We start from the raw sequence: 17,497 nt of genomic DNA, 5'->3' as shown, positions 1-17,497 counted from the left end.
CCGAGACGACGACTGACAACCTTGGAAGGAAGGTGATCGGTGACGATCCCGTTGCGCCAGCAAGCCCGTGTCGGCAGCTACATTCTCCGTCAGAAGCTGGCGGGGCGTGACAAGTATCCGCTCGTGCTGATGCTCGAACCGCTGTTCCGCTGCAATCTTGCCTGTGCGGGCTGCGGCAAGATCGACTACCCCAAGCCGATCCTCGACCAGCGCCTGTCTCTGGAGGACTCCCTGGGAGCCGTCGATGAATGCGGGGCGCCGGTGGTGTCCATCGCCGGCGGCGAGCCGCTGCTGCACAAGGAGATGCCCGAGATCGTCCAGGGCATCATCGCGCGCAAGAAGTACGTCTACCTGTGCACCAATGCGCTGCTGCTGGACAAGCGCATGGACGACTACGAACCGTCGCACTTCTTCACCTGGTCGGTTCACCTGGACGGCGACCGCCAGGAGCACGACAAGTCGGTCTGCCAGCAGGGCGTCTACGACCGCGCGACCGACGCCATCAAGCGCGCCAAGGACAGGGGCTTTCGCGTCAACATCAACTGCACCCTGTTCAACACCGCCGAGCCCGAGCGCACCGCCCGGTTCTTCGACGACGTGATGGACATGGGCGTGGACGGCATCACGGTGTCTCCCGGTTATGCCTATGAACGGGCGCCCGACCAGGAGCACTTTCTCAACCGCACGCGCACCAAGACCCTGTTCCGCGACATCTTCAAGCTGGGCCGCGAGCGCGGGGCAAAGTGGGATTTCGCGCAGTCGTCCCTGTTCCTCGACTTCCTGGCCGGCAACCAGGCGTACCACTGCACGCCGTGGGGCAACCCGACGCGCAACGTCTTCGGATGGCAGCGGCCCTGCTACCTGCTGGGCGAGGGCTACGCCAAGTCGTTCAAGGAACTGATGGAAGAGACGGACTGGGACGCCTACGGCGTCGGCAACTATGAAAAATGCGCCGACTGCATGGTGCATTCGGGCTTCGAGGCGAGCGCGGTGAACGATGCCGTCAAGAATCCGCTGAAGGCCTGGGCGGTCAGCCGCAAGGGGCCGAAGCTCGACGGCGATTTCGTCGCGGACATCCCGCTCGACGCGGCGCGACCGGCGGAATACGTGTTCTCCCGTCATGTGGAGGACAAGCTCGACGAGCTAGGAGAGAGCGGGACCAAGGGCCGCACCGCCGCGGAGTAGCGCCTTCATGGCCGCCCGGTTCGCACGCCCCAGGCGGACCAGGCGGCCGATTTCCCCTGGATGACGCAGCACGGCGCGCAGCACCGCGCCGGCATCGACGCGCCCGGTCTCCGTCACCGCCACCAGGGCGGCGCGGGGCAGGGCCATGGTGGCGGGGTCGCAGACCGCGCGCATGGCCATGAAGGGCAGGCCGTGGCGCTGGGCCACCTCGGCCACGCCGGTGCTTTCCGTGTCCACGGCCAGCGCCTCCGTCAGGGCGAACAGCTCCGCCTTTTCCGCCACCGTCGCCACGATCCGGTCGTGGCCGAGCAGCCGACCCGTGCGCGCCTCGGGCAGGCGGTCGAGCAGGGCCCTGCGCCAGCGGGCGTCGGTGGCAAAGCCGGTGCAGTCGTCCTCGGCGATCACGCGGTCGGGGATCACAAGGGTGCCCGGCACCACGGCCGGGTCGAGCCCGCCGCACAGGCCGAAACTGACCAGGGCGACGACGCTCTGCTCCTCGATCAGTTCTTCAGCCAGGTCCTCCGCCCGGCCGGGCGTGGACCCGCAGCAGGCCGCCCGCATGCCCAGCCTTCGGGCCAGCGCCGTTTCCGAATGCAGCCCGGTGACGGCGCCGATGCCCTCTACAGCCCCCAAGAGGTGGTCCTTGCGTTGCCTTCGCTCAGGGACTTGTAGCGGGCCAGGGCCATGAGCGGGAAGAAGGCCGGATAGCCGTGGTAGCGCAGGTAGAAGACGCGCGGGAATCCGACGGCCGTATAGGGATCTTCCGGCCACAGGCCGTCCTCGCCCTGGTTCTCTGCCAGATAGGCGGCGCCGCGCGCGACGGACGGGTCATCCACCGCCCCGGCCGCCATCAGGCCCAGCATGGCCCAGGCGGTCTGGCTGGCCGTGGATTCGCAGCGCTCGTGCCGGCGCTCGCGCCAGTAGGTGGCGCCGCTCTCGCCCCAGCCGCCGTCCTCGTTCTGCAGGTCTTTCAGCCACTGCACCGCGCGCCGCACGGTCAGGTCCTCGGCGTCGATGCCGGCGGCGTTGAAGGCCGACAGGACCGACCAGGTGCCGTAGACGTAGTTGGTCCCCCAGCGCCCGAACCACGAGCCGTCGGCTTCCTGCTCGCGCCGCAGGTAGCGCAGGCCGGCGTCCATGACCGGGTCGCCGGGGCCGGTGCCCAACTGGGCGAGCATCCCCACGCAGCGGGCCGAGACGTCGGCTGTCGGCGGGTCGAGCAGGGCGCCATGGTCGGCAAAGGGGATGTAGTTGAGGTAATGGTGGGTGTTGTCGGCGTCGAAGGCGCCCCAGCCGCCGTTTTCGCTCTGCATGCCCCTGATCCAGTGCAGGGCGCGCTCGATGGCGGTGGCGTAGCGCACGGGGTCGGCGCGGTGCATGGCCATGACGACGACGGCGGTGTCGTCGACGTCGGGGTAGTGCGGGTTGGCATACTGGAAGGCCCAGCCGCCGGGTTTGACGTTGGGGCGCTGCACCGCCCAGTCGCCCACCGTGTCCAGGATCTGCCGCTCCGCCAGCCAGTCCAGGCCGCGGATGCAGGCGTCCTGCGCGGCCGGCGTATTGACCTCCAGCAGCGCCTGCACGGTCAGCGCCGTGTCCCACACCGGGGACAGGCAGGGCTGCACGTAGGTGGCGCCGGGACGGTCGACCACCAGCTTCTCGATGCTGCGCCGCGCGGTCATGTAGGAAGGATGCTCGCGCGAGTACCCCAGCGCGTCGTACATCATGACGGCGTTGGCCATGGCGGGATAGATGGCGCCCAGGCCGTCCTCGCCGTTCAGCCGTTCCTCCACCCAGTTGACGGCCTTGGCGATGGCGCGGCGGCGGTTGTCGGCGGGCAGCAGCGGCTCGGCGCGGCGCACGGCGGCGTCCAGCAGCTTGAAGAAGCGCGTCCAGCCCGCCTGTTCGGGGTGGTGGTGCCAGTCCTCCACCTTTTGCGGCGGCGTGTTGAACAGCTCCCGCACATGGATGCCCTTGGGGTTGCGCGCCTGCGGCTTGCACGCCATCAGCACCAGCAGCGGCACGATGACGGTGCGCGACCAGTAGCTCACCCGGTCCAGGTGAAAGGGCGACCAGCGCGGCAGGGTCATGATCTCCACCGGCATGGTCGGGACCGCGCGCCACGGTACCTGGCCGAACAGCGCCAGCAGGATGCGGGTGAAGACGTTGGCGCGCTCCGCCCCGCCGGCCCGCAGGATGGCCGTGCGGGCCTCGACCATGTGTGGGGCATCGATGTCGTCGCCGCAGGCCTTCAGGGCGTAGTAGCCCTTCACCGAGGCCGAGAGGTCCATGTGCCCTTCGTGGAACAGCGGCCATCCGCCGTTGGCCGTGCGCGCTCCGCGGATGTAGTCGCCCAGGCGCTGGCACAGGCCGGGATCGATGTCCTCGCCCAGGTAATGACACAGCAGGATGTACTCGGCGGGAATGGTGACGTCGGCTTCCAGCTCGAAGACCCAGTGACCGTCGTCCTTCTGTCGCGAGAGAAGCGCCTCCGTCGCCTCGGCCGTGCCCAGGGTGGCGGCCGACAGCGCGCCGATCTCGTCGGCGGGGCGGTGCAGCGTCTGCGGATGCATGCGTCTATCCCTCAACAATGGTCTTTGTTGCTATAGCAAATTCTCGGGTGGAGCGGTATGCGCTCTTGGTCCCCTTGCCTTGCGTGTCCTCCTACAAGAGCCCGTGCCGGACCATGAGCCACAGCTTGTGCGGCGTCGACAGCCGCACGCGCCGGGTCGGGTCCCGCCAGTCGCGGGCGATCAGGCGGTTGAGCGTCGCCTCGTAGACCGCCCCCATCACCAGCGCCGGACGGACCGTGCGGCGCGGGCATTCGGCGGCGGCGGCCGAGGCCTTGGCGAAATGGTCCCGCGCCATGCCGGCCAGATCGCGGCAGACGCCGGGCAGATGCGGATCGGCGGCGACCACTTTGGGGTCGTCGCAGCCGATGCCGTGGCGCTCCAGCAGCTCGCGCGGCAGGTACAGGCGGCCGTCCTCGGCGTCCTCGGCGATGTCGCGCAGGATGTTGGTGATCTGGAGCGCCCGGCCCAGGTGGTCGGCCAGGCGCCGGCCGGGGCCGTCGGGGCAGCCGAAGGACTTCACCGCCAGCCGCCCGACCGCGCTGGCGACGCAGTCGCAATAGTGATCGAAGGTCGCCAGGCTCGGCGCCCGGACGGGGCCGCGGGCGTCCATTTCCATGCCCTCGATGATCGCCAGGAAGTCGGCCTTGCCCATGTCGTAGCGCCCGATGGCGGCCCGCAGGGGCACCTCCAGCGGAAAGGGCGCCACCGTGCCCTCGCCGTACAGCGCGTCGACACGCGCCCGCCATTCGGCCAGGCCGGCGATCTTCTGGTCGCGCGTCAACTCGTGCGAGTCGGCGATGTCGTCGACCTCGCGGCAGAAGGCGTAGACGGCGAAAATGGCATCCTGGCGCCGCCCCGGCAGCACCCGCATGGCCCAGTAGAAGCTGGAGCCCGCCGCCAACTGACGTGTCAGGGCGGAGGCATCATGCGGCGACAGCGGCTCGGACTCCCGCCCCGGCGGTTGCGCGGGGTCGGGGGCGGCTGTGGCTGTCGTCGGCGGTGTCATCGGGGTGAGCGTCCTCGGCTTTGGTCCTCGGCGTATCCTCGTGCGCCGGCGCGCGGCGCTGACGCGGGCATCGGCGCGGCGGCGATCCGGCCGTCAACGACGCCGGCGCCCTCTCAGCATTGTCCACACCATGCCCTGATTGGAAACAGCGAAATTCGGCCAAAGGTTCATCGGCCGTCCATCGGGCGTAGGCGCGCCCGGAACGGGCCCACCGGCGATTAGGCCTTTACAAGAAGGCGGTATCACCTTACATGAAGCCATCCCGCGGCTGCATCGACAGGTATTCGAGACGGTCGCCCCACAGCGGCTACCAGGCTCCCTGTCGCGCATCCCAGGAAGGGTGCGCCTCTTGTGTTTCGCGGTCGCCCCTCCGAAGAAAGATTTTTTCCTACATGACGAAATTTACTGACCTGGGCCTTAACGAGTCCCTGCTGAAGGCGCTCGCCGAGGACGGTTACGAGCAGCCGACCCCCATCCAGGCCAAGACCATTCCCCTGCTGCTGGAAGGCCGCGACGTGCTGGGCATCGCCCAGACCGGCACCGGCAAGACCGCCGCTTTCGCGCTGCCCATGCTGCAGCGCCTGATGGACAGCAACCGCCGCGCCGGCCCCAAGGGCTGCCGCGCGCTGATCCTGACCCCGACGCGCGAGCTGGCGGTGCAGATCAACGACAGCATCAAGTCCTACGGCCGTCATCTGCGTCACCGCACCGCCTGCATCTTCGGCGGTGTGGGCATGAACCCGCAGATCCGCGCCCTGTCGGGCGGCGTCGACCTGCTGATCGCCACGCCGGGCCGCCTCATCGACCTGATGAACCAGGGCTACGTGCGCTTCGACAAGGTCGAGGAGTTCGTGCTCGACGAGGCCGACCGCATGCTCGACATGGGCTTCGTGCGCGACGTCCGTAAGGTCGTGGACCGCCTGCCGGGCGACCGCCACACCCTGCTGTTCTCCGCAACCATGCCCACCGGCGTGCGCGACCTGGCCGACGGCCTGCTGCGCGATCCGGTGAAGGTGGAGGTCACGCCGCAGTCCACCACCGCCGAGCGCATCGAGCAGCGCGTGCTGTTCGTCAACCGCGACGACAAGCGCGCCGCCCTGACGCACATCATCGACAGCCACGGCATCGAGCGCGTGCTGGTCTTCACCCGCACCAAGCACGGCGCCGACAAGCTGGTCCGCCAGCTGGAGCAGGACGGCGTGGAAGCGGCCGCCATCCACGGCAACAAGTCGCAGAACGCCCGCCAGGCGGCGCTGAAGGACTTCCGCAAGGGCAAGGTCAAGGCGCTGGTCGCCACCGACATTGCCGCCCGCGGCATCGACATCGACGGCCTGACCCACGTGGTCAACTTCGAGCTGCCGAACGAGCCGGAAAGCTACGTCCACCGCATCGGCCGCACGGCGCGCGCCGGCGCCTCGGGCATGGCGATCTCGCTGTGCGACACCGACGAGCTGTTCTACCTGCGCGACATCGAACGGACGATCCGCCAGTCCGTCGAGACGCACGACGACCACGAATGGCACGCGCCGGACGTGGAAGCCATGCGCACCCGCCCGCCCAAGCCGCCCAAGCGCCAGCAGGGCGGCGGCGGCCGCGGCGCCGGGGGCGGCGGTCGCCCGCAGAGCGCCAACGCCAACGGCAAGCGCTTCGGCGGCCCGGGCAAGCCCCAGGGCCAGGAGCAGCGCGCCGACCACCGCCCGAACCGGGGCGAGCACGCCGACCGCAAGCACACCGGCGGCCGTGGCGCCGACCGGGGCCGCAAGTTCGGCAAGCCGACCGGCCAGCACGGCCGGGCGGCGTAACGTTCCCGCACGGAAAAAGGGGCCGGACGAGCGATCGTCCGGCCCCTTTCCGTTCGCAACTGGTGCCGCCTGTTACCGGAACTGCGGCAGGCTGTCGACCCAGCCCGCGAAGATCAGGACGGCGAGCGCCATCACCACCAGGATAACCATTACGATCTTGCCGTGGTCCATCGGCCGGTCTCCGCGCATGAAGGAGGTCTGGGCAGGGTCGTAACGCATCGCGGCGGCCGGGTCCAGTGGATGCGGCGTGCTACTCCTCGAACAAACCTTCGACCACCTCGCCGTCCTTGATGACGATTTCGCCATCGCCCAGAAGGCCCGGCGGCTCGCCTTCCTCTTCCAGCGGAATATCCGTCGGCGGCGGGCCCAGCAGGGCATCCTGGTCTTCGGCGGAATCGCGGGTCGGATCGTTGTCCGGGTCCACGTAGGGGTCCCCGTCGGCGCCTTCACGGGCCGCTTCCAGGGCCTCGCCCTCAAGGCCGCCGTAGGGCCCCACCGTGTCGTCGTCGATTGCGGCGGCGGGCAGCGCGGCGGCGCCCGCCATCAGACCGGCGAGCATCGCGCGGATCAGGGTTGTGCGGCTGGTCATGGAACCTCTCGTCTGTGCGGCTGGCGTTGTCCGGTTAACGCCGGGACGGTCGCCTGCGCTTCCCGTCTTTCCTTGTCACGCCGCGCCCGCCTGTCATAAAGGCTGCGCTTCACGATGCAGAGACCCAATCATGGCCCGACCGCCCCGCCGTCCCCGTTCCCAGTCCCACGCCACAGGCCCCCAGAGCCCAGCCGGACGCAAGCCGCCGCGCGCCGCCAAGGGGCGTGACGACCGTCGGCGCGGCGCTGCTCCGGGCGAGAAGCCGGGTGCCGCCCGCGACGTGATCCGCATTACCGGCCTGCCGGCGGTGGCGGCGGTGTTCGAGCGCGACCCCGACCGGGTGGAGCGGCTGTTTTTCCTGTCCGAGGTGGCCGGCAAGACCGGGCCGTGGTCGCAGCGCATGGCGCAGCGGCGCAAGCCCTACCGAATCGTGGAGGAGGACGAACTGGCGCGTGTCGCCGGCACGGTCCTGCACGGCGGCATCGTCGCCGTCTGCCGCCCGCGCGAGCCGGAGGTCTTCAACGTCGCCCAGGCGGCCGAATGGGCGCGCGACCGCCGGCCGCTGGTGATCCTGGACGGCGTCGGCAACCCCCACAATCTCGGCGCCATCGTCCGTACCATGGCCTTCTTCGGCCTCGACCGTCTGGTGATCTCCGACCACCCGGGTCAGGCCGGACTGTCGGAGAGCGCCCACCGCGTGGCCGAGGGCGGGCTGGAGTGGGTGACGCTGTACCGCGCCGCCGGCCTGCCGGCGGTGCTGCGCGACCTTAGGGCGCACTATCACGTCGTCGGCACCGCGCTGTCGGACAAACCGTCACCCTCCGTCGCCGATTTGAAGGCCGGCAAGCGCCCCGTGGCGGTCGTGCTGGGGAACGAGGAGCACGGCCTGCCGCGCGACACGCAGAAGGCCTGCGAGAGCATCCTCACCCTGTCGGGCTCCGGTCGTGTGCAGTCTCTGAACGTGGCGGCGACGGCGGCGATCCTGATCCACGCCTTCGCCGCCGGCTGAAAGACTCCTTTCGCGCGAGGCGTGCAATCTTCATCAAACCGTCACGCGCCGTCGGGCGTAGTGCCAAGGATGACGGATGATCGACAACAGCAAGCCCGCACGGACCCCGACAACGGTGACCGCAGCGACAACCGCCCGGCACGCCGCAAGCGCATCGGGCTTGTCGTGCTGGGCGTGGCGGCGCTGGCGCTGGCGGCGGGCGGCGTGTGGTGGTTCGTCCTGCGCGGCGGCGGAGACGAGCAACAGGCCGGGGGCGGTCGTCCCCCCGTGACGATCACCGCCGAAACGGCGTCGACGGCAACCTGGCAGCCGTGGCTGACGGCCGTCGGCACGCTCAACGCCTACCGGCAGGTCCAGTTGACGTCAGAGGTGCCCGGCCAGGTGGAGGCCGTGTACTTCGAGAGCGGCGCGAGCGTGCGCAAGGGCGAGGTCCTGGTGCAGTTGCAGACCGATCAGGACGAGGCCCGCCTCGCCGACCTGCGGGCCGAACTGCGCCTCGCCCGCCAGCAGCTTGCGCGCCAGCGCGAATTGGCGGAGGAAAACTTCGCCTCCGAGGCCGAGCTGGACCAGGCCCAGGCGCGGTTCCAGAGCGCCCAGGCCAAGGTCAACGAACTGCGCGAGCGCCTGGACGAAAAATCCATAAAGGCGCCGTTCGCGGGCGAATTGGGCATCCGTCGCATCAACGAGGGCGCCTACGTCCAGCCGGGCCAGCCCATCGTGGCGCTGGCCGACCTGGACCCGCTGCGCGTCATCTTCAGCCTGCCGCAGCAGCAGCTTGCCAAGGTGGAGCAGGGCCAGACGGTGGAGGTGGGCGTCTCCAGCTATCCCGACGCCGTCTTCACCGGAACGGTCACCGCCATCGATCCGGTCCTGAGCGAGCGCACCCGTACCTTTACGGTGGAAGCACGCATCGACAATGCCGACCGCCGCCTGCGGCCGGGCATGTTCGGCGATGTGCGGGTCATTCTGCCGGAACGCGCGGACGTGGTGACGCTGCCGCAGACGGCGCTGTCCTACAATCCCTATGGCGACTTCGTCTTCGTGATCCGCGAAAAGCAGCCGCGGCAGGACGAGGGCGGCGAGGCCGGCGCCTCCCCGGCGGAGCAGGGCGGCCAGGGCCAGGGCCAGGGCCAGAACCAGGCCCCGCCGCTGGTGGCGGAGCGCCGTTTCGTCACCGCCGGCGAGCGGCGCGGCACGCAGATCGCCATTGAGGATGGGGTGGAGGTCGGCGAGCGCGTCGCCACCTCGGGCCTGTTCAAGCTTCAGGACGGCACGCCGGTGCGCGTTGACAACTCCATCACCGTGCCCAGTCGGGCGGACGTGGAGCAGGTGGAGTACTAAGGCCATGCGCTTCACCGACATCTTCGTCCGCCGCCCGGTGCTCGCCACCGTGGTCAGCCTGCTGATCCTGCTTCTGGGCGCGCGGGCGCTGATGATGCTGGACGTGCGCGAGTACCCGCGCACCGAAAGCGCCGTCGTCACGGTTTCCACCGCCTACATCGGCGCGCCGGCGAACCTGGTGGAAGGCTTCATCACCACGCGGCTTGAGAAAGCCATCGCCGGGGCGGCAGGCATCGACTACATCGAAAGCACCTCCATCCAGGGCGTGAGCCAGATCAGGGCGCGGCTGCAACTGGGCTACGACACCATCGACGCCCTGGCCGACATCAACGCCCAGATCAACAAGGTGCGCGCCCAGTTGCCGGAGGGGTCGGAGGACCCGGTGATCGACGTCACCACGGGGTCGTCCACCGCGTCCATGTACATGGCGTACTTCTCCGACGACCTGGCCCCCAACGAGATCACCGACTACCTGGTCCGCGTCGTCCAGCCCGAGCTTGAGAGCGTGCCCGGCGTGCAGGCGGCGCAGATCCTGGGTGCGCGGCGCGTCGCCATGCGCATCTGGCTCGAGCCCGACAAGATGGCGTCGCTGGGGGTGACGGCGCAGGATGTGCAGCGGGTCCTTCAGGCCAACAACGTGCTGGCCCCGGCGGGCTCCACGAAAGGCCTGATGGTGGCGCTGAACTTCCGCGCCTCGACCAACATCACCAGCGCCGAGGATTTCCGCGACCTGGTGGTGCGCGAGACCGACAACGTGGTGGTGCGCCTGCGCGACATCGCCGAGGTGAACCTGGGGGCGGAAAGCTACGATTCGGCGGTCTACTTCAAGGGCACGCAGGCGGTGTTCATGGGCATCACCGTGCAGCCGGACGCCAACACCCTGACCGTGATCGACGGCGTGCGCACCGCCTACGAAGGCCTGAGGGAGCAGTTCCCCGCCGGCCTGAACAGCTACATCCCCTATGACGTCACGGGTTACATCAACCAGTCCATCACCGAGGTCATCCGCACCATCGGCATCACGCTGTCCATCGTGGTGGTGGTGATCTTCCTGTTCCTGGGGTCGTTCCGCTCGGTCGTCGTGCCCGCCGTGGCCATTCCGCTGTCGCTGATCGGCGCCGGGCTGATCATGTTCATGCTGGGCTACACGCTGAACGTCCTGACGCTGCTGGCGCTGGTCCTGGCGATCGGGCTGGTGGTGGACGATGCCATCGTGATGGTGGAGAACATCGACCGCCACGTCGGCGAGGGCATGAGCCGCTTCGACGCCGCCCTTCAGGGCGCGCGGGAGCTGGCGCCGCCCATCGTCGCGACGTCCCTGGTGCTGGTGGCGGTCTATGTGCCGATCGGCTTCATGGGCGGGCTGGTCGGCCAGTTGTTCACGGAATTCGCCTACACCCTGGCGGCGACGGTGTTCATTTCCACCATCGTGGCGCTGACGCTGTCGCCCATGCTGGCGAGCAAGGTGCTGAAGGCCCGCCGCACCGACGGCGAGGGCGAGAAGAAGGGCCTCCAGGCGCGCACCGATGCCGTGTTCAACCGCATCGCCGACGGCTATCGCAAGCTGCTGCGCGGCGCCATCGCCGGGCGGTGGCTGGCGGTGCCGCTGCTGGCCTTCGTGTTCGTCGCCATCTGGTGGATGTTCACCCACAGCCAGCAGGAACTGGCCCCGACCGAGGATCAGGGCTTCATCGGCGTGCAGGCCACCGGCGCACCCAATGCGTCCGTCGACCAGATGGAGCTGTGGGCCGACCCTCTGCTGGCGGCGCTGGAGCAGGTGGAGGAGCGCGACGTCACCTTCGCCATCGTCGGCGGCGGAGCCGGAGGGGCGTCGCTCACCAACTCCATCTTCGGTGGCATCTCGCTGAAGCCCTGGGGTGAGCGCGAGAAGACCGCCATGGACATCAAGCCCGAAATCCAGCGCCGGATCGACCGGATCGCCGGGCTGGACGCGGTGGCCTTCACACCGCCGCCGCTGCCGGCTGCCGGCGAGGGGCTGCCCATCCAGTTCGTCATCCAGGCCAACGCACCGCCGCTGGCGCTGCTGGACTACGCCCGCACGCTGCAGACGCGCGCCATGGAAAGCGGTCTGTTCGCCTTCGCCGACCGAAGCCTGAAGATCGACCGCCCCAAGATGCGCATCGACGTCGACCGCGACAGGGCCGCCGAGCTTGGGCTGACGATGGCCGACGTGGCTGCCACGCTGGGCGTCTTCCTGTCGGAAGGCTACGTCAACCGGTTCTCGACCCAGGGCCGCAGCTACCGGGTCATTCCCCAGGCGGAGCGGCTGGAGCGCCTGAACCCCGAGGACCTGCACCACTACTACGTCCGCGCCTCCGACGAGAGCATGGTGCCGCTCTCGGCCGTGGTGACGCTGGAGATGGAGGTGGGGCCGCGCAAGCTGGAGCGTTTCCAGCAGCTGGATTCGGCCACCGTCTCCGGCGTGCCGGCGCCGGGCATCACACTGGCCGAGGCGCTGGCATTCCTGGAGGACGAGGCCGAGAAGATCCTGCCGCCCGACTACTCCGTCGATTACGCCGGGGAATCGCGCCAGTTCAAGCAGGAGAGCGCGTCCCTGCTCATCACCTTCGGGCTGGCGGTGCTGATCATCTATCTGGTGCTGGCGGCGCTGTATGAAAGCTTCCGCGACCCGCTCATCATCCTGGTGGCGGTTCCGACCGCCATCTCGGGGGCGCTGCTGTTCATCTGGCTGGGCTACGCCACGGTCAACATCTACACCCAGGTCGGCCTGATCACGCTGATCGGCCTGGTGGCGAAGAACGCCATCCTGATCGTGCAGTTCGCCAATTCCATCCAGGAGGACCAGGATCTTGACCCGCGCGCGGCGGTAGAGGAAGCCGCCGCCATCCGCCTGCGGCCGATCCTCATGACGGCCTTTTCCATGGTGGGCGGCGTGATGCCGCTGATCCTGGCCACCGGCGCCGGTGCCGTCAGCCGCATGCACATTGGCCTGACCATCGCCACGGGGCTGTCCATCGGCACGCTGTTCACGCTGTTCGTGGTGCCCATGGTCTACAGCCTGCTGGCGCGCGAATGCCGCAAGGGCCAGGAGCCCGCGCAGGCGGAGGGAACGCCGTCCGGGGCCGCCGGCTCGCACGCCTGATGTGCTGGCGTTCGGCGCCGTCCCGTGGCATTGAGAAAGCGTGCGTGCCTGAAACCACCCAAGGATTGCCACCCGTGACCACCACCCGCCTGACCGGCCGCCTGCCCAACCTGGACGTGGAGATCGTCCGCCGCGAGACCGACGACGGCCGCGAGGCGGTGGGCATCACCTTCATCGCCACGCCAACGCTGGGCCACGCGGCCGCCGCGCTGCTCAGCAACCCGGCCGCGCTGGCGCTCGCCGCCCTGCCGGCACCCGGCGGCACCGCCCACGCCCGCGCCGGCATGGACCCCTTCGGCCTGTGGTGGGGCATGATGGAAGCGGCGTGGCGGCCCTGGCTCGACATGGCCGGCGCTGCCAACCCCTTCCTGGCCGCCGCCATCGGCGCAACCCGCCGGCGCTGATGGGGCGGCGCGGCGCGCTTTCTATGGGCGTGCCACCAGGAACAGCCTGCGGAAGGGAAACAGGGTCCGGCCGTCGGCCTCGGGCGGATAGGCCGCGCCCAGGGCCGCCGCGTAGGCCGCCCGCAGGTCCGTCGCCTCGTCGGGCGAGAGCGCCGCGGCCAGCGGACGGACGATGGTGCTGTCGGTCCAGCGGGCCACCGGGTCGGGCCCCTCCAGCACATGCAGGTACTGCGTCTGCCAGATATCGACCCCGCCGCCCGCCAGCGGCGCCAGAAGCCGGTGGTACTCCGCGGGCGTCCGCACGGGCGCGGTGCGGCAGATGGGGCGCAGCCGGTCGGCCCAGCGCGGATCACGGGCGAGGTCGAACAGCGCCGTGTGACTGGGTTCGGGATGATTGGCGGGCATCTGCACGGCCAGCACGCCGCCGGGCCGCAGCCGCCGCAGGAGCGCCGGCAGCAGGGCGTCGTGGTCGTCCAGCCAATGCAGGGCAGCGTTGGAAAAGATCAGATCGGCCGCCGGTCCAGCCGCGTCGGCGGCCCAGGCCGCGATGTCGGCGCGAAGCCAGGTCACACCCGCCGGCCCGTCCGCCCGCGCCGTCTCCAGCATGGCGGGCGAGGCGTCGACGCCGGTCAGTCGCGCCGCCGGCCATCGGGCGGCGAGAAGGGCGGTGGCTGTGCCGGTGCCGCATCCCAGATCGACGATTGCCTCAGGCGCGGCCAGGGGGATTCGCGCCAGCAGGTCGACGGCCGGGCGCAGGCGCGGCGCGGCGAAATCCAGGTAGGTGTCGGGAGACCAGTCGCCGGTCATCGGAGCCCGCCTTCAGCGGCATGTGCGAAAGAGGCACCCGGCCCCTGACCCGCGGGCGCGGATCAGTCTTCCCGGCCGCCGTTGACGATCAGGCGGAAGACGAAGAACACCGCGAAGCCGAACATGATGATGCCCATGATCGCCGCGCCGCTGTCATCGGCGCGCGACGTGAACAGCAGACCGAGCAGGCCCATCACGACCATGAGAATGCCGACGATCCAGCTAGAAAGCGTGTTCACGGTTGATGTCTCCGCTAAGGCGTGTGTCTCGGGCGCCGCCGACCCCGCGTCGACGGCGGCCTCCTCTTACCGCAAAATGCGCCGGGGATGAAGGGGAACATGCATCGACCTGGCGCCCGCCCGGCCGCGATCAGCCGAAAAGCTTGTCGATGTCGTCCTGCGAGAAGGTGCTGCCGTCATCGCCGCCCTCGTCCTTCTTGGGCTCGGGTTTGGGCGCCGGCTTGGGTTCGGGCTTGGGTGCCGGTTTGGCGGCCTGTTCCGGCTTGGCCGGAGGCTTGGCCTGCGGCTGCGGCTGCGGCGGGGCGGCGGGCTTGGCCGGCGCCGGCTTCTGCTGCGGGGCTGCCTGGGCGGGCTTGGGCGGAGCGGCCTTCTGTTGCGGGGCCGCCTGGGCGGGCTTGGGCGGAGCCGCCTTTTGCTGCGGCGGCGTCTGGGCCGGCGGCTGCGTCGACAGGCCGGGCTTGGCCGGCTTGTCGCTGAACATGGCGTCCACGTCGGCCTGGCTGACGCCCTCGCCGGCAAGCTGCGGGCCGTTGAGGTACTGCTTGTACTCGTCGACCGGCTTGTTGCCGTCCTCGGTCGTCTCGCTGGCGATCTGGTTCTCGCCCCAGATGGAGATCAGCGCGTTGACGCGCTCCTCCACGTACTGGAGCGAGTTGACAACCTTGGAGATGCGCTGGCCGGTGATGTCCTGGAAGGCGCAGGCCTCGAAGATCTGGCCCGTCTTTTCCGGGAAGGTGTCCAGAAGCGCCCGGCCCTCGGCGTTGGCGACCATGGGGCGGACCTTGTCGATCAGGTCCTCCATCTCCTCCACCGTCTCCAGAATGGTGTCGGTGGCGCCCGCCGTCGCACTGACGATGGCGCCCAGTTCATCCGACATCTTGGAGAAGTGGTCCTTGTCCGGCTGGCCGGGGCGGCGGATGGAGGCGATTTCCTTGCGGATCTTCTGGATGTGCTGGAACAGCCCCAGAAGTTCCCGTTTCAGGATCGCGACGTCTTGATGATCGGACATGGTCGCCTGCTTGAACCCACAAATTCCATGCGCCCGAAGACGCGTCCCTACAATACCCGTCACCCGGGGCGGCGCAACATTTGTCAGCGATCACCGCCCTCACGCATGATGCGGCGGATGGCGCCGACAAGCTTCCTGGCCTGCTCGTCGTCGTCGAGCGCGCTCATCACCTTCTGCCGGGCCGCCCGTCCCTGCGCGGACTCCCGCGCTTCCATGGCCGCCTCGACATTGTCGAGCGACAGCGGATCATCGCCGGGGTCCGGCTCCTGGCCGTCGCGGCCGTACCCGCCACCGGATGCTGCCAGGGCGGTGCCCGCGCCGTTCCCCTGGCGCCGCGTCCCGTCGTTGCCGCGGCTCAATCCCAGCAGTCGCGCGAAAAATCCCATGATCCGTCCCAGGCATGGCAACCTGCCACCGAACCCCGGTCCCCCGGAAAACGATCCGATGGAGTACCTTAGCACAGACCGATGCCCATGCCGACCCGATTTGCATCCAAGGACGTAACACCTAGGGCCGGATTTCGGCTCCCTCGGCCAGCACCTCCGCCTCTGCCCGGTCGTCGGCGTCCATGGCGGCCAGGCGGTCGGCCAGCCGGGCGTTCTCCTGCTGCCGGCGCCACATCTCGGCATAGGGGCCGCCGGCGGAGAGCAGCGCGTCATGGCGGCCGCGCTCGACGATGCGGCCGGCGTCTATGACCAGGATCTCGTCGGCATCGATCACGGTGGACAGGCGGTGCGCGATGACCAGCGTCGTGCGGTTGGCCGAGACCCGGTCCAGGCTGTCCTGGATGGCCCGTTCGGTGTGGGTGTCGAGCGCGCTGGTGGCCTCGTCCAGGATCAGGATGGCCGGGTTCTTGAGGATGGTGCGCGCGATGGCGACCCGCTGCTTTTCCCCGCCCGACAGCTTGAGCCCGCGCTCGCCCACCCGCGTCTCGTAACCCTGCGGCAGGGCCATGACGAAATCGTGGATGGCGGCGGCGCGGGCGGCGTCCTCCACCGCCTCCTGCGGGCTGCCGGGGCGGCCGTAGGCGATGTTGTAGCCGATGGTGTCGTTGAACAGCACCGTGTCCTGCGGCACCACGCCGATGGCGGCCCGCAAGCTGTCCTGGGTGACGCTTGCGATGTCCTGCCCGTCGATGGCGATGCGTCCGGCCGTCGGGTCGTAGAAGCGGTAGAGCAGGCGGGCCAACGTGCTCTTGCCCGCGCCGGAATGGCCGACGACGGCGACCTTTCGCCCCGCCGGAATGGTGAAGCTGATGCCTTTCAGGATGTCGCGGTCGGGGTTGTAGGCGAAATGCACGTCCTCGAACGTCACCGTTCCGCCGGAAACGGCGAGCGGCGGGGCGTTCGGGCGGTCGGTCACTTCCGCCGGGGCGTCCAGAAGCCCGAACATGCTTTCCATGTCGGTCAGCGCCTGCTTGATCTCGCGATAGACCATGCCGAGCATGTTCAGGGGCAGCGACAACTGGATGAGGTAACTGTTGACCAGCACGAAGTCGCCCACCGTCATGATGGCCGCCGCCACGCCGTCGGCGGCCATCATCATCATGACCACCAGCCCTGCGGCGACGATAATCCCCTGGCCGATGTTGAGCGCCGCCAGGCTGTTCTTGGCATGGACGGAGGTGCGTTCCAGCCGCTCCAGCGCGTCGTCGTAGCGCGCGGCCTCGTGGCGCTCGTTGCCGAAGTACTTGACCGTCTCGTAGTTGATGAGGCTGTCGACGGCCTTGGTGTTGGCGTCGGTGTCGCTTTCGTTCATGGCGCGGCGGTACTTCATGCGCCATTCCGTGACGACGACCGTGTAGAGGATGTAGCCCCCCACGGTGGCCAGCGTCACGCCGGCGAACCGCCAGTCATACAGGCTCCACAGCACGCCGCAGACGAACAGAAGCTCCAGGATCTGCGGCCCGGAGCGGAACAGGGCCAGGCGCAAGAGCACGTCTATGGCCCGCGTGCCGCGCTCCATGATGCGCGACAGGCCGCCGGTCTGGCGGTCCAGGTGGAAGCGCAGCGACAGGTTGTGCAGGTGGCGGAAGGTCTTCAGTCCGACGCGGCGGGTGGCGCGCTCCGCGACCTTGGTGAAAACCATGCCCTGCAACTCGGCGAAAGCCTGTTGCAGCACGCGAAGGGTGCCGTAGCCGACCAGCAGGAACACCGGCACCGCCACCAGGGCGTCGGCCACGTCGCCGTCCACCGTCAGGGCGTCGACGGCGCGCTTGTAGAAGATGGGCACGCCGACGGTGGCGACCTTCGCCAGCACCAGCAGGATGATGGACAGAACGACACGGCCGCGCAGCTCCAGCGAGTCGCGCGGCCACAGGTAGGGCAGCAGGCGCTTGGCGGTGCGCCAGTCGTGGCGGGCGCGACCGTCGGGCGGATCGGAGAGCGTCTTGCGCACGCCGTCTCCCGC

At 69.3% G+C, this 17,497-nt stretch carries 16 protein-coding genes; 6 read left to right on the top strand and 10 right to left on the bottom strand.

All coding sequences use genetic code 11. The features are described from left to right. Positions 1–39 precede the first annotated feature (39 nt). On the top strand, positions 40–1,185 hold the full coding sequence (hpnH, locus tag LG334_RS18415) for an adenosyl-hopene transferase HpnH (RefSeq protein ID WP_404380243.1): 1,146 nt from the start codon (positions 40–42) through the stop codon (positions 1,183–1,185). Here hpnH and LG334_RS18410 read toward each other — a convergent pair. The 3 genes from LG334_RS18410 to hpnD form a co-directional block, all read right to left on the bottom strand. Next, a complete protein-coding gene (locus LG334_RS18410) occupies positions 1,144–1,818 on the bottom strand; it encodes a hypothetical protein (RefSeq protein WP_404380241.1) in 675 nt (224 codons plus the stop codon). The two genes, hpnH and LG334_RS18410, sit on opposite strands and share 42 nt — an antisense overlap. Further along, positions 1,806–3,758, bottom strand: a complete 1,953-nt coding sequence (shc, locus tag LG334_RS18405; protein WP_404380239.1) for a squalene--hopene cyclase — start codon at positions 3,756–3,758, stop codon at positions 1,806–1,808. The genes LG334_RS18410 and shc overlap by 13 nt, the downstream gene beginning before the upstream one ends. Before the next feature lie 91 nt (positions 3,759–3,849). Then, the gene (gene hpnD, locus LG334_RS18400; RefSeq protein WP_404380237.1) at positions 3,850–4,764 is read right to left on the bottom strand and encodes a presqualene diphosphate synthase HpnD; all 915 of its coding nucleotides are present in this window, start codon (positions 4,762–4,764) and stop codon (positions 3,850–3,852) included. Positions 4,765–5,156: 392 nt separating this feature from the next. On the opposite strand from hpnD, the gene LG334_RS18395 reads away from it, so the two are divergent. Continuing rightward, the gene (locus LG334_RS18395) at positions 5,157–6,566 is read left to right on the top strand and encodes a DEAD/DEAH box helicase (protein ID WP_404380235.1); all 1,410 of its coding nucleotides are present in this window, start codon (positions 5,157–5,159) and stop codon (positions 6,564–6,566) included. Between the two features lie 72 nt (positions 6,567–6,638). Here LG334_RS18395 and LG334_RS18390 read toward each other — a convergent pair whose 3' ends face one another. Then, positions 6,639–6,785, bottom strand: coding sequence for a hypothetical protein (locus tag LG334_RS18390; protein WP_404380233.1), 147 nt, complete (start codon positions 6,783–6,785; stop codon positions 6,639–6,641). A 31-nt stretch (positions 6,786–6,816) separates the two neighbouring features. After that, positions 6,817–7,155, bottom strand: a complete 339-nt coding sequence (locus LG334_RS18385; protein WP_404380231.1) for a hypothetical protein — start codon at positions 7,153–7,155, stop codon at positions 6,817–6,819. 130 nt (positions 7,156–7,285) lie between these two features. Here LG334_RS18385 and LG334_RS18380 point away from each other — a divergent pair, with 130 nt between their 5' ends. The 4 genes from LG334_RS18380 (at position 7,286) to LG334_RS18365 (ending at position 13,033) form a co-directional block, all read left to right on the top strand. Then, positions 7,286–8,164: a TrmH family RNA methyltransferase gene (locus LG334_RS18380; protein ID WP_404380229.1), complete on the top strand. Its 879-nt coding sequence runs from the start codon at positions 7,286–7,288 to the stop codon at positions 8,162–8,164. 69 nt (positions 8,165–8,233) lie between these two features. Further along, positions 8,234–9,505: an efflux RND transporter periplasmic adaptor subunit gene (locus LG334_RS18375; protein ID WP_404380227.1), complete on the top strand. Its 1,272-nt coding sequence runs from the start codon at positions 8,234–8,236 to the stop codon at positions 9,503–9,505. Between the two features lie 4 nt (positions 9,506–9,509). Then, complete coding sequence (locus LG334_RS18370; protein WP_404380225.1) at positions 9,510–12,629, top strand: efflux RND transporter permease subunit; 3,120 nt, start codon at positions 9,510–9,512, stop codon at positions 12,627–12,629. A gap of 74 nt (positions 12,630–12,703) precedes the next feature. Continuing rightward, positions 12,704–13,033, top strand: coding sequence for a hypothetical protein (locus tag LG334_RS18365; RefSeq protein WP_404380223.1), 330 nt, complete (start codon positions 12,704–12,706; stop codon positions 13,031–13,033). Between the two features lie 21 nt (positions 13,034–13,054). On the opposite strand, the gene LG334_RS18360 is transcribed toward LG334_RS18365, so the two are convergent. The 5 genes from LG334_RS18360 to LG334_RS18340 all read right to left on the bottom strand — a co-directional run bounded on the left by LG334_RS18360 (position 13,055) and on the right by LG334_RS18340 (position 17,485). After that, complete coding sequence (locus tag LG334_RS18360; protein ID WP_404380221.1) at positions 13,055–13,840, bottom strand: methyltransferase domain-containing protein; 786 nt, start codon at positions 13,838–13,840, stop codon at positions 13,055–13,057. Positions 13,841–13,902: 62 nt separating this feature from the next. After that, positions 13,903–14,079 (bottom strand): hypothetical protein, encoded by a 177-nt coding sequence (locus LG334_RS18355; RefSeq protein ID WP_404380219.1) that lies wholly within the window; start codon positions 14,077–14,079, stop codon positions 13,903–13,905. 130 nt (positions 14,080–14,209) lie between these two features. Beyond that, positions 14,210–15,088 (bottom strand): protein phosphatase CheZ, encoded by an 879-nt coding sequence (locus tag LG334_RS18350; RefSeq protein WP_404380217.1) that lies wholly within the window; start codon positions 15,086–15,088, stop codon positions 14,210–14,212. A gap of 83 nt (positions 15,089–15,171) precedes the next feature. Further along, positions 15,172–15,474 carry a hypothetical protein gene (locus LG334_RS18345; RefSeq protein ID WP_404380215.1) on the bottom strand — a complete coding sequence of 101 codons (303 nt, stop codon included), beginning with the start codon at positions 15,472–15,474 and terminating at the stop codon, positions 15,172–15,174. 121 nt (positions 15,475–15,595) lie between these two features. Then, entirely contained in the window at positions 15,596–17,485 is a 1,890-nt protein-coding gene (locus tag LG334_RS18340; RefSeq protein WP_404380213.1) for an ABCB family ABC transporter ATP-binding protein/permease, read from the bottom strand. Positions 17,486–17,497 lie beyond the last annotated feature (12 nt).

The organism is Caenispirillum salinarum, from assembly GCF_044803115.1.
In the GTDB taxonomy this organism is placed as follows: Bacteria; Pseudomonadota; Alphaproteobacteria; order Rhodospirillales; family Rhodospirillaceae; genus Caenispirillum; species Caenispirillum salinarum_A.
Note: the sequence above shows the minus strand (reverse complement) of the source record. Positions and strands in the feature narration are given on the sequence as shown.

Excerpts from the sequence above, each read along its gene's own strand:
- LG334_RS18395 (WP_404380235.1), top strand. The coding sequence starts at position 5,157 with ATGACGAAATTTACTGACCTGGGCCTTAACGAGTCCCTGCTGAAGGCG.
- LG334_RS18390 (WP_404380233.1), bottom strand. The coding sequence starts at position 6,785 with ATGCGTTACGACCCTGCCCAGACCTCCTTCATGCGCGGAGACCGGCCG.
- hpnD (WP_404380237.1), bottom strand. The coding sequence starts at position 4,764 with ATGACACCGCCGACGACAGCCACAGCCGCCCCCGACCCCGCGCAACCG.
- LG334_RS18375 (WP_404380227.1), top strand. The coding sequence starts at position 8,234 with ATGACGGATGATCGACAACAGCAAGCCCGCACGGACCCCGACAACGGT.
- LG334_RS18345 (WP_404380215.1), bottom strand. The coding sequence starts at position 15,474 with ATGGGATTTTTCGCGCGACTGCTGGGATTGAGCCGCGGCAACGACGGG.
- shc (WP_404380239.1), bottom strand. The coding sequence starts at position 3,758 with ATGCATCCGCAGACGCTGCACCGCCCCGCCGACGAGATCGGCGCGCTG.
- LG334_RS18370 (WP_404380225.1), top strand. The coding sequence starts at position 9,510 with ATGCGCTTCACCGACATCTTCGTCCGCCGCCCGGTGCTCGCCACCGTG.
- LG334_RS18380 (WP_404380229.1), top strand. The coding sequence starts at position 7,286 with ATGGCCCGACCGCCCCGCCGTCCCCGTTCCCAGTCCCACGCCACAGGC.
- LG334_RS18350 (WP_404380217.1), bottom strand. The coding sequence starts at position 15,088 with ATGTCCGATCATCAAGACGTCGCGATCCTGAAACGGGAACTTCTGGGG.
- LG334_RS18385 (WP_404380231.1), bottom strand. The coding sequence starts at position 7,155 with ATGACCAGCCGCACAACCCTGATCCGCGCGATGCTCGCCGGTCTGATG.
- LG334_RS18360 (WP_404380221.1), bottom strand. The coding sequence starts at position 13,840 with ATGACCGGCGACTGGTCTCCCGACACCTACCTGGATTTCGCCGCGCCG.